Raw genomic sequence first — 11,849 nt, forward strand, 5'->3', positions numbered from 1 at the left:
AATGAGCCACTCTTTGAAATGAAGTAAACAGAAATTAACTTGCTCCCTTGCTTGTATGTCAAAAGCGGGTAAAACGACACACGTGGCCGGAATCGGGTTCTTCCCGGGGCTGGGGACGACTGAAAAAAGGTAAGAAGTGAAATGAAGGCTGGTTCAAGATTTTTGAACGCAGTGTCGGCGGTAGCGCTGTCTGCAGGTGTTGTTGCGTCGGGCGCTGGTGTTGTCACCCTTGCTTCTGCTTCGGTCGCAGAAGCCGCTGTCATACAGCGGATCGATGTCAGGGGGGCAGAACGCGTTGGTGTTGATGCTGTTCGTGACAATATCACGATTAAGCCCGGCAAGAGCTTCTCGCCCGGTGACATCGATAATTCGGTGAAGCAACTCTATGCCACCGGATATTTCTCCGATGTGCACGTAACCGTTTCCGGCGGTACGCTGGTTATTTCCGTCAAGGAAAACCAGCTGATCAACGCCGTGGTTTTCAACGGCAACCGCAAGATCAAGGACGACAAGCTGCAGGGCATCGTCCAGACCCATGCCGCTGGTCCCTATAGCGAAACCCAAGTTCAGGCTGATATCAAAACGATCAAGGACGCCTATGCGGCGATCGGTCGTAATGAAGTTCAGGTGACGACGCAGACCGTACCGGTCGCGCAGGGCCGCATCAACGTTGCCTTCGTCATCAACGAAGGTGATCGTACCAAGATCGACAAGATCAATTTCTCCGGCAACCAGGCTTACAACAGCGGTCGTCTCGCTTCGGTGATCAGCACCAAGAAGACGAACTTCATGTCGTTCCTGACCCGCAAGGACGTCTATAGCGCCGATCGCCAGCAGGCGGACCAGGATGCGCTGCGTCAGTTCTACTACAATCACGGTTATGCCGACTTCCGCATCGTCAGTGCCGATGCGACGATGAACGAGCAGAGCAACGAGTACACGCTGAACTTCAATGTCGATGAAGGTCCGCGCTATACCTATGGCGACATCAATGTCGTTTCGACGGTCGATGGCGTCAACGCCGAGGACCTGAAGAGCCTGGTTATTACCCAGAAGGGTAATGTCTATAGCGCCAAGGATATCCAGACCTCGATCGAGAACATTTCCAAGCGCGTTGCTTCGGCTGGCTATCCGTTCGCCCGCATCACGCCCCGCGGCAATCGCGACCTGAGCGGCCACACGATCGGCATCGAATATCTGGTCGACCAGGGCGAGCGCGCCTATGTCGAGCGCATCGAGATCCGTGGTAACACCCGCACGCGCGACTACGTTATCCGCCGCGAATTCGATATCAACGAAGGCGATGCGTTCAACCAGGAAATGATCAGCCGCGCCAAGCGTCGCCTTGATGCGCTGGGTTACTTCACCAAGGTTGATATCAGCACTGCGCCAGGCAGCGCTCCGGACCGCGTCGTCGTTGTCGTCAACGTCGAAGATCAGCCGACCGGCTCGTTCGGTATCGGTGCTGGTTACGCCGTCGGCAACAATGGCGGTCTGCTGCTCGAAGCTTCGGTTGAAGAAAAGAACTTCCTCGGTCGCGGTCAGTACATTCGTATTGCTGCGGGCGCCGGCACGGAAGGCAATCGTACCTATAACATCTCGTTCACCGAGCCCTATTTCCTCGGTTATCGCCTGGCCGCCGGCTTCGACATCTTCAAGAACCAGACGTCGAGCGACGACTACTACGATTATTCGGAAGAGGGCTTCTCGCTGCGCGTGACTGCGCCGATCACCGAGAATCTCGCCACGACGCTGCGGTACAACTACAAGCGCCTCACCTACGACGGTACGAATGACTGGGAAGATCATCTGTCCGCTCCGTACCAGAATCTTGTAGAGAACGGCCCTTGGGTTCAGTCAACGATTTCGCAGACCTTCACTTACAACACGCTGGATGACCAGAATCTGCCGCGTGAAGGTATCATTGCCAAGTTCACGCACGAATATGCAGGCTTGGGTGGTGACTCCGATTTCTACAAGCTGAGTGGCAAGGCGCGTTATTATAAGATGATCAGCGACGAGGCCGATATCATCGGCTCGCTGACGGTCGGCGCCGGCTACGTCATGCCGACGAATGGCAAGCTAAATGTCTTCGATCAGTTCACGATCGGTGGCCGCGAAATCCGTGGCTTCGAGAATGCCGGTATCGGTCCGCGCTCGTCTAACGGCGATCCGCTGGGTGGCACGACCTACTTCACGGCTTCGGCCGAGGCGAGCATGCCAATGCCGGGTGTTCCTCAGGATATTGGTCTGCGTCTCGCAGCCTTTGCCGATGCGGGTACGCTCTCGGGCAACAAGGCTAATCTCTTCGGTGACATCCTGCACAATGACAGCTCGATCCGCGCCTCGCTTGGTGCGGGCCTGATCTGGTCATCGCCCTTCGGTGTCATCCGTGTTGACTATGCCGTGCCGGTTCTCAAGGAAGACTACGACAAGGTTGAGAATTTCCGGTTTGGCATCGCCAACCAGTTCTGATATCGGCAGCCCAGAACTGCGGGCTTAACACCGTTCTGGAGCTGGTGCTTATGGAACATACTGGTTTTTTCCCGCCCCATGATGGTGTCAGCCTCCGTGCGCTGGCCGAGCATCTTGGGGCGGAACTTGCTGATGAGGCCTTTGCCGGCGTCATCATCAAGTCCATCGCGCCGGTCTATCGGGCTGGCGAAGGCGATGTTTGCTACATTCTTTCCCGGAAGAACCAAGCGGAATTGGAGACTTGCAAGGCGTCGGCGATCATTTGCTCGCCAAGCCTGAGGTCTGTGGTCCCGAAACATATTCCGGTTCTTCTTTCCCAAAAGCCGCATGCGGATTTCGCGCTTGCCGGTGCTTTGCTGCATCCGCAAGCTATGCGGCCGGTCGCATTTACGTCGACGCCGACGCTGGTTTCGCCGACAGCTTTTGTCGATCCGACAGCCAAGCTCGAAGCTGATGTCGGTGTAGAGCCGGGTGCGGTCGTAGGGCCGGGTGCGGAAATCGGCGAAGGAACGCGTATCGGAGCCGGCGCCATCATCGGCCCCGGCGTCAAGATCGGGCGTAATTGCACCATTGCCGGCGGCGCCAGCGTACTATGCTCCTATCTCGGCAACGGCGTCATCATCCACAATGGTGCGCGCATCGGTCAGGATGGTTTTGGCTATGCGCCAAGCTCGCGCGGGATGATCAAGATCGTACAGATTGGCCGCGTTATCATTCAGGACAATGTTGAAATCGGTGCCAACACGACGATCGACCGTGGCACAATGGATGATACGGTGATCGGCGAAGGCACCAAGATCGACAATCAGGTGCAGATCGGACATAACGTCCGGATCGGCCGTCATTGCGCCATCGTCAGCCAGGTCGGCATAGCCGGCAGCGCGGTGATTGGCGACGGCGTGCAGATCGGCGGCCATACGGGTATCAACGGCCATATCCAGATCGGTGATGGTGTTCAGATCGGTGCTATGAGCGGCGTCATGAATAGTGTCCCGGCGGGAGCGCGCTTGGCGGGTATTCCGGCACGACCTTTGTGGGATTTTCTGAGAGAGGTGGCCGAGGTTGCGAAGCGATCCGGAGCCAGAGAGAAGAAGGATGGGAGTGCGGAGCATGACTGAAGACGCCAAGACGTCGCTGTCGTCGGCTGATATCATCGAGATTATGAAGCTGTTGCCGCATCGCTATCCATTCCTGATGGTCGACAGGATCATCGAGATCGATAATGATAACTCCGCCATCGGCATCAAGAATGTTACGGCCAACGAACCGCAATTCACCGGGCACTTTCCGGGCTCGCCGATCATGCCGGGTGTTCTGTTGATCGAAGGCATGGCACAGACGGCGGGCGCGATCTGCGCGCGCAAGGACGGCATTGGTGGTAATCTCGTCTACTTCATGACGATCGACAATGCCCGCTTCCGCAAGCCGGTTGTACCGGGTGACCGCGTGGAATTCCATGTCGTCAAGCAGAAGCAGCGCGGCACCATCTGGAAGTTCCATTGCGACGCCAAGGTCGATGGCTCGGTGGTTGCCGAAGCCGATATCGGTGCGATGATTGTACGGAAGGACCCGGATCAGGCATGAGCAGCATTGCAAAAAGCGCGCGCATTCATAAGCTCGCGGTCGTTGAGGACGGTGCGGTCATCGGCGAAAATGTTGTCGTCGGTCCGTTTTGCCATGTCGGTCCGAAGGTCGTGCTGCATGATTCTGTCCAGTTGTTGACGCATGCGGTCGTGACCGGCCGGACGACGATCGGCAGGGCTACGAAGATATTCGCCATGGCTGTCGTCGGCGGTGATCCGCAGAGCGTGCATCATGGCGGCGAAGAGACGACGCTGGATGTCGGCGAGAATTGCACGATCCGTGAAGGCGTGACGATCAATACCGGCACCGCCGATTACGGCGGCAAGACGGTGGTCGGCAATAACAACCTGTTCCTCGCTAATTCGCATGTTGCCCATGATTGCCGTGTCGGCAATCATGTCATCATGTCGAACAACGTCATGCTGGCGGGGCATGTTACCGTTGAAGACCGCGCCATTCTCGGCGGCGGCTGCGCGGTGCATCAGTTTACCCGAATCGGCCGTCAGGCCTTCGTTGGTGGTCTCTCGGCGGCGAGCTACGATGTCATCCCCTATGGCATGCTGAACGGCAATCCGGGTGTCCTGTCGGGTCTGAATATTGTTGGCATGACCCGCGCTGGCGTCGAGCGTTCGGTCATTCATCGGGTTCGCCGCGCCTACAAGAGTATTTTTGAAGGCGGGGGCTCGATCCGTGACAATGCGGCGGCGATCCGTGACGAATATGCCGATTGCAAGGAAGCGATGGAAATTCTTGATTTCATCGCCGCCGATAGCGATCGCGCACTGTCATCGCCCAATCGCGGTAAGGGCTGAGGTGCCTGCGAGCGGTCAGGACAACAAGGGCAGGCTGGCGATTATCGCAGGCAGTGGGTTTTTGCCCGCCTATGTCGCTGAAGCCGCCCGCCAGGCTGGCGAAAATCCTGTTATTCTTGCATTGACCAATGAGGCGGACCGCGACTGGTCCGCTTTCGATCACGCTACTCTTGGCGTCGGCAATTTTGCCGGTCTTGAAGCCGCGTTCCGCCGCTATGGCATCGACCGGGTCGTCATGTCCGGCGGCGTCGCGCGCCGTCCGCCGTGGCGAGAGATACATCCGACCTGGCGGGTGATCAAAGAGTTACCCTCGACCATTCGCACGCTTCTGTCCGGCGGCGATAATGCCGTGCTGCAGATGGTTATTCGTTTGATCGAGGCGTGCGGTGTCCGCGTTATCGGCGCGCATGAGATTGCGCCTGATCTGCTGGCAACCACCGGGCCACTCGGCAAGCATTCGCCATCCAAAGAGGATTTGAGGGATATCGCACAGGGCGCGAAAGCTGCCGATGCATTGGGGCTGCTGGATATCGGTCAGGGCGCTGTCAGCGTCGGCGGCCGCGTCGTGGCGCTGGAGGGTGCCGAAGGCACGGACAAGATGATCGAGCGTGTCGCCGGCCTGCGCGCCGAAGGGCGCATATCGACGCGCCGGCGCGGCGTGCTGGTCAAGCTCTGCAAACCGCAGCAGGATGTGCGCGCCGATCTGCCGTCGATTGGTGTCTCGACCGTGCTGAACGCCAAGAAGGCCGGCCTTGCCGGTGTTGCGGTCGAGGCGGGCAGGGCGCTGGTGCTGGAGCGCGAGGCGGTGATTGCCGCCGCCGACGAAGCCGGGCTTTTCGTCTGCGGCATCGATCGTGGCCTGAGCGCGGAGGGGTTCATGTGAGCAACACGCCGCTGAAACTCGCTGTGATCGCCGGTGAAGTCTCGGGCGATCTGCTCGGTGGCGATCTCGTCGCCGCATTGAAGCGCCGTTATGACGGCCCGGTGGAATTGATCGGTGTCGGCGGTGAGGCGCTGGAGGCGCAGGGCCTGCTATCGCTGTTCGATTATTCCGAACTGTCGATCATGGGGTTCGCGCAGGTAATCAAGCAGCTGCCGAAATTACTCGCTCGCATAAGGCAGACGGCGAATGCCATCATCGCTGCCAAGCCGGATGCGCTGCTGATCATCGACAGTCCGGATTTCACCCATCGTGTCGCGAAAAAGGTGCGGGCGGCGTTGCCTGACCTGCCGGTCGTCAATTACGTCTGCCCCAGCGTCTGGGCATGGAAGGAGTATCGCGCGCAGAAGATGCTCGCCTATGTCGATCACGTCCTGGCCATTCTGCCGTTCGAACCGGAGGCAATGCGGCGGCTGGCGGGACCGGCAACGACCTATGTCGGGCATCGCCTGACGGTCGATCCGAGCCTCATCGAGACCCGCCGCCAGCGTGCGCTCCGTGCCGTGAGCTCTTCCGATAGCGAAAAGACGATCCTGCTGCTTCCTGGCTCGCGCTCCTCGGAAATCCGCCAGCTCTTGCCGATTTTCGAGCAGGCAGTGATGGAGCTTAGCCGGCGAAACGATCGCATTCGCTATCTCCTGCCAACCGTCCCACGGCAGGAAGCATTGGTGCGCTCTCTTGTTGAAAACTGGAGCGTAAAGCCGGACGTCTTCGTCGGCCAGGAGGCCAAATGGAAGGTTTTTGCGGAAGCAGACGCGGCGGTTGCCGCCTCCGGCACCGTGATCCTGGAGCTGGGTCTTGCCGGCGTTCCCGTCCTCTCGACGTATAAAACGGAGTGGCTTGCCCGGTTTGTGATGTCTCGCATCAAGGTCTGGACGGCCGCTTTGCCGAACCTGATTGCGGATTATGTCGTCGTGCCCGAGCTCCTCAACGACGTGCTGCGGCCCGGCAAAGTGGTGCGCTATATGGAGCGCCTGTCGAACGATACGCTGGAGCGGGCGGCCATGCTGGAGGGCTACGATCTGGTCTGGCAACGCATGCAGATGGAAGAGCCGCCCGGCGAAAAGGCGGCGGCGATTGTTCTTGAAGTCCTATCCAATAAAAAAACCGGCCATTTCTGACCGGTTTTTTTTGTTGTCCTTCGTCACGGCTTAACGCTTGGAAACCGGAACATATTCGCGGGACGGTTCGCCGGTGTAGAGCTGGCGCGGACGACCGATTCGTTGCTGCGGATCTTCGATCATCTCGTTCCACTGGGCAATCCAGCCGACGGTACGCGCAAGTGCGAACAGTACCGTGAACATGGTCGTGGGGAATCCCAGGGCCTTCAGCGTGATGCCGGAATAGAAGTCGACATTCGGATAGAGCTTCTTTTCGATGAAATATTCATCGGTCAGCGCGATGCGCTCCAGTTCGATCGCGATGTCGAGCAACGGATCGTCCTTGATGCCGAGTTCGCCCAGAACCTCGTGCGCCGTCTTCTGCATGATCTTGGCGCGCGGATCGTAGTTCTTGTAAACGCGGTGGCCGAAGCCCATCAGGCGGAACGGATCGTTCTTGTCCTTGGCGCGGGCGATGAATTCCGGAATACGGTCGACCGAGCCGATTTCCGTCAGCATGTTCAATGCAGCCTCATTGGCGCCGCCATGGGCGGGGCCCCAGAGGCAGGCAATGCCAGCGGCGATACAGGCAAACGGATTGGCGCCGGAGGAACCGGCCAGGCGAACCGTCGAGGTCGAGGCATTCTGCTCGTGATCGGCATGCAGGATGAAGATGCGGTCCATGGCGCGTGCGAGCACCGGATTGACCTCATATTCCTCGCAAGGAACAGCAAAGCACATGCGCAGGAAGTTCGACGCATAATCGAGATCGTTCTTCGGATAAACGAAGGGCTGGCCGATATGGTACTTGTAGGCCATGGCAGCAAGCGTCGGCATCTTGGCGATCATGCGCAGGCTTGCGACCATGCGCTGATGTGGATCGGTGATATCGGTCGAGTCATGATAGAAGGCCGACAGAGCGCCGACGCAGCCGCACATGACGGCCATCGGATGCGCGTCGCGGCGGAACCCGGTGAAGAAGCGGGACATCTGCTCATGCACCATGGTGTGGTGCACGACGCGATAATCGAAGTCCTTCTTCTGAGCTGCGGTCGGCAATTCGCCATAGAGCAGCAGGTAGCAGACTTCGAGGAAATCGCCGTGTTCGGCAAGCTGTTCGATCGGATAACCACGATGCAGCAGAATGCCTTCGTCGCCATCAATATAGGTGATGGCGGACTCGCAAGACGCGGTCGAGGTGAAGCCAGGATCGTATGTGAAAGTGGAGGTGTTCTTATAAAGTGCACCAATATCAATGACACTTGGGCCGATGGTTCCGGATTTCACCGGCAGATCCACCGTCTTTTCGCCCCAAGTTAGTTTCGCGCTTTGTTCCGTCATGCTGATCCTCCAAGATTTGGCGGGGTTGACGCCATAAAAAGCGCCAAAAGGTTAAGCGACTACGGATTAGCTATATGATCCAGAGCCTAATGCCAAGTTATCCTTACAGCTATTTGTGCATTGCGGTATCAACTTTTGGGCACTGCGGTAGATGAAATTGCCCCGCTTCCATGCGCCATGAGGCGATTTATTCCCTGCGTGTGTGATTTTGGTTGAAATCACCGGGCGGTGACGGCAAATATCTCGCTATAGCTGTAGTTTTGCGTAAGCGCGGGGGCGTATGCCTAATTTAGAGGCACCGGATCGGCAGATGGATGGCCTGGATCTGGCCGTGGTTGCCGAGCGCGACCGCGGTTCTGCGACTGCTATCGCTACTGTTCCGGCCAAAATCGCGCAGTTGCAGCGAACACAGGATCAGGCTTCGCGTTTGACGCGGCTGCGTCTCGCCGCGAGCCGGATCAGGCTTGGCATTTATCTCTTGGTCGAAGAGGAGGCCGTGCATGGGCGGGCGCTTCTCTTCGTGCCGGTCTATATCGGCCTTGGCGCAATTTTCTGGTTCAAGGCTGGTGCTGATCCGCCGCCGCAGGCCGTCTTCGCGGCCCTCCTGATCTTCGCGGGTGCTTTCTTTCTGAAGCAGCATGTGGAGCCTGGGCTCCGGCACCTTCTATTGGCCGGAATGCTGACGTGTTTTGGCATGGTACTGGCTCAATGCGAGGTCTGGCGTGCGTCAACCGTGATGCTCGACTCGGCGGTGACGACCACGATTACCGGGCGGATCGAGCGGCGTGAGTCGGACGATAACGGACGCTGGCGCTATGTCGTCGCACTCGAAGCAACGGAGAAACCGACCATCCGCAGGACACCAGAGCGGGTCACCATTTTCGTGCGCAAACAACCGCAGCCCTTCCAGCTCGGCGATCGTATCCAGGGCAGGGTGCGGCTGACTCCGCCGGCGGGACCCGCCTTGCCCGGCCTCAACGACTTTGCCTTCAGCGCATATTTCAACGGCATCGGCGCGAACGGCTTTGCCTACGGCACGCCCGCGCTCATATCCCCGGCCGGCGACATTGACGGCGGAACAGTTCTCGACAAGGCGGATATCTGGCTCGCGGGCTTGCGCAATAGCATCGGCGACAGGATCAGGGCGACACTGCCCGGTGATACCGGTGCTTTTGCGGCCGCACTTGTCACCGATGAGAGACGGGCGATTTCGGACGACACGACCGAAGCGCTGCGGGCGGCGGGCCTTACGCATATCATCGCCATTTCCGGCCTGAACATGGCGCTCTCGGCGGGTATTTTCTATGTCGGCCTGCGCTATGCCCTCAGCCTGTTCTTTGGGGTGGCACAGGCATGGCCGACCAAGAAGATCGCGGCCATCGGCGCGCTGATAACGGTGACCGCCTACTACCTGATTTCCGGCTTCGGTGTATCGGCGGAGCGGGCTTTTATCATGATGGCGATCATGTTGGTTGCCGTACTCTTCGATCGACCATCCATCAGCCTGCGCAACGTCGCGCTATCGGCGATCGTCATCCTTGTCCTGTCGCCATCACAAGCGTTGGGACCGAGTTTCCAAATGTCCTATGCCGCGACACTGGCATTGGTGTCTGGCTATTCGCTCTGGACGCGGCGGCCGCATCGGGAGAGTGTTCTCTCCCGGTTTTGGGTCATGCGCCCGCTGCTCTTTGTCTCCCGCTTCTTCGGTGGTGTATTGTCGACTTCCTTTCTCGGCGGCGCATCGACGGCGATCTTTTCGATCGAGCATTTTCACCGGCTGTCGACCTATGGTCTTGCCGCGAACCTGGCGGCCATGCCGATCGTTTCCTTCATCGTCATGCCGTTCGGCATGATCGCGATGCTGTTGATGCCATTCGGTCTCGATGCGTGGTTCTGGCGAATTACCGGCGAAGGGCTGGATGTCGTCATCGTCATTGCCAAGACTGTCGCCGCTTGGGGCGGCAATATCCCTTTCGGCCGAATGCCGGTCTGGCTGTTTCCGACATTCATTGCCGGATTCGTGTTGATGACCTTGCTCAAGACCTGGCTGCGGCATGCGGGCGTGCTGCTGATGATGGGCTCGGTCGCTGTCGCGGCGCTTATGCCGGATGTTCGAAAGCCGGATCTGATGATTTCCGAAGATGGCACGCTGGTAGGCTTGCGGCGTGACGATGCTTTGACGACCAATCGCGAAAAGCCGCCTGATTTCATCTTCGAGCAGTGGCAAAGGGCGTTGGCGATGACCGAACATCGACCGCCGATAATACTTCCAGCCGACAGCCTGCTCCCCAAGATCAGCAAGTCGGACAGGAATCGCCGCCTGACCACCGACGAACAAAATACCGTCCGCAAGGCGATGGATGCGGCACTGGATAAGGCAAGGGAGGGTGGTTTCGCCTGCCAGAAACGGGCGTGGTGCGTGGCAATGCTGGACAATGGCGATATGCTCATCACCATCGAGGATGCGGCCTATCTTGCGCCCGCCTGTGATACTGCCAATATCGTCGTCACCCCTGTCCGGCTGCGGCTCGATCGCTGCCGCTCGGGTGCCATGCTGTTCACAGGGGCCACGTTACGGCGGACCGGGTCCATCGAAATGGATCTCAGTACCAGCAAGCCGATCGCCACGACCGCATTCGATGCTCTAACGCGGCCATGGAACTTGCATCGCGCCTATGATTGGCGAACGGGCACATTCGGCGCACCGATCGTGCCCGTGTCACCGGTTAGTGATAGCGACGGATAAGGCCGACGAGCTTACCCTGCACCTTGACTCGATCCGGCCCAAAAATACGGGTCTCATAGGCGGGGTTGGCAGCTTCGAGTGCGATCGAGGCGCCCTTACGACGGAAGCGCTTCAATGTTGCCTCTTCATCGTCGACCAGGGCGACGACGATGTCGCCAGGATTGGCGGTCGTGCTGTTGCGGATAATGACGGTGTCGCCATCGAAGATGCCGGCGTCGATCATCGAGTCGCCCTTGACCTCGAGTGCATAATGCTCGCCGGAGCCAAGCATGTCGGCGGGGACGGTGATGTCGTGGGTATTGTTCTGGATGGCCGAGATCGGAACACCCGCCGCGATCCGGCCCATGACCGGCACGGAAACGGCGCTGCTATTCTCGTCATTAGCCGGCTTGGCGGGGGCAGGCGGCTGTACCGGCTGGGGTCTGCCCAGACTGCCCTCGATGACGCTCGGCGAAAAGCCGCGACGCGGCTGCAGGCTCGGACTATAGGCTTCCGGCAGCTTGATGACCTCCAACGCCCGGGCCCGATTCGGCAGGCGGCGGATGAAACCGCGCTCTTCCAGAGCGGTGATCAAACGATGAATGCCCGACTTGGACGCAAGGTCCAGCGCATCCTTCATTTCATCGAAAGAAGGTGGAACGCCGGACTCCTTCATCCGTTCGTGAATGAAGAGAAGCAGTTCCTGCTGCTTGCGTGTCAACATCGTATTTGAACCCCAGAATCGTGAAAGCGTCGTGAAACAAATCCAGAACGGACACTATATGTTCCATATGTGTTCCGCAAGTCCCTAATTTTTGGTGAATGTTTTGTGGGCGCGTTAAATAAAGGGGAACATAGCAGGTCCCGACTAG

At 58.7% G+C, this 11,849-nt stretch carries 9 protein-coding genes; 7 read left to right on the plus strand and 2 right to left on the minus strand.

Features of this window, described 5'->3' with window-relative positions:
* Window positions 1-141: 141 nt before the first annotated feature.
* From bamA to lpxB, 6 genes are read left to right on the plus strand one after another with little or no spacing between them, the layout of a single operon-like run.
* On the plus strand, window positions 142-2,475 hold the full coding sequence (gene bamA / locus EX00_RS04885) for an outer membrane protein assembly factor BamA (protein ID WP_047454707.1): 2,334 nt from the start codon (window positions 142-144) through the stop codon (window positions 2,473-2,475).
* Window positions 2,476-2,525: 50 nt separating this feature from the next.
* Window positions 2,526-3,593 (plus strand): UDP-3-O-(3-hydroxymyristoyl)glucosamine N-acyltransferase, encoded by a 1,068-nt coding sequence (gene lpxD / locus EX00_RS04890; protein WP_047454709.1) that lies wholly within the window; start codon window positions 2,526-2,528, stop codon window positions 3,591-3,593.
* A complete protein-coding gene (gene fabZ, locus EX00_RS04895; protein WP_047454711.1) occupies window positions 3,586-4,059 on the plus strand; it encodes a 3-hydroxyacyl-ACP dehydratase FabZ in 474 nt (157 codons plus the stop codon). Before lpxD ends, fabZ begins: the two co-directional genes overlap by 8 nt.
* Entirely contained in the window at window positions 4,056-4,871 is an 816-nt protein-coding gene (gene lpxA / locus EX00_RS04900; RefSeq protein ID WP_047454713.1) for an acyl-ACP--UDP-N-acetylglucosamine O-acyltransferase, read from the plus strand. The genes fabZ and lpxA overlap by 4 nt, the downstream gene beginning before the upstream one ends.
* Window position 4,872: 1 nt before the next feature.
* Complete coding sequence (locus tag EX00_RS04905; protein ID WP_047454715.1) at window positions 4,873-5,754, plus strand: LpxI family protein; 882 nt, start codon at window positions 4,873-4,875, stop codon at window positions 5,752-5,754.
* A complete protein-coding gene (lpxB, locus tag EX00_RS04910) occupies window positions 5,751-6,932 on the plus strand; it encodes a lipid-A-disaccharide synthase (protein WP_047454717.1) in 1,182 nt (393 codons plus the stop codon). Before EX00_RS04905 ends, lpxB begins: the two co-directional genes overlap by 4 nt.
* A 30-nt stretch (window positions 6,933-6,962) precedes the next feature.
* Here lpxB and gltA read toward each other — a convergent pair whose 3' ends face one another.
* Window positions 6,963-8,252 (minus strand): citrate synthase, encoded by a 1,290-nt coding sequence (gltA, locus tag EX00_RS04915; RefSeq protein WP_047454719.1) that lies wholly within the window; start codon window positions 8,250-8,252, stop codon window positions 6,963-6,965.
* A gap of 310 nt (window positions 8,253-8,562) precedes the next feature.
* Here gltA and EX00_RS04920 point away from each other — a divergent pair, with 310 nt between their 5' ends.
* On the plus strand, window positions 8,563-10,998 hold the full coding sequence (locus EX00_RS04920; RefSeq protein ID WP_202903694.1) for a ComEC/Rec2 family competence protein: 2,436 nt from the start codon (window positions 8,563-8,565) through the stop codon (window positions 10,996-10,998).
* Here EX00_RS04920 and lexA read toward each other — a convergent pair.
* On the minus strand, window positions 10,979-11,701 hold the full coding sequence (gene lexA / locus EX00_RS04925) for a transcriptional repressor LexA (protein WP_047454722.1): 723 nt from the start codon (window positions 11,699-11,701) through the stop codon (window positions 10,979-10,981). The genes EX00_RS04920 and lexA overlap by 20 nt on opposite strands.
* Window positions 11,702-11,849 lie beyond the last annotated feature (148 nt).

The organism is Martinezella rhizogenes (genome assembly GCF_000799715.1).
GTDB lineage: Bacteria > Pseudomonadota > Alphaproteobacteria > Rhizobiales > Rhizobiaceae > Rhizobium > Rhizobium rhizogenes_C.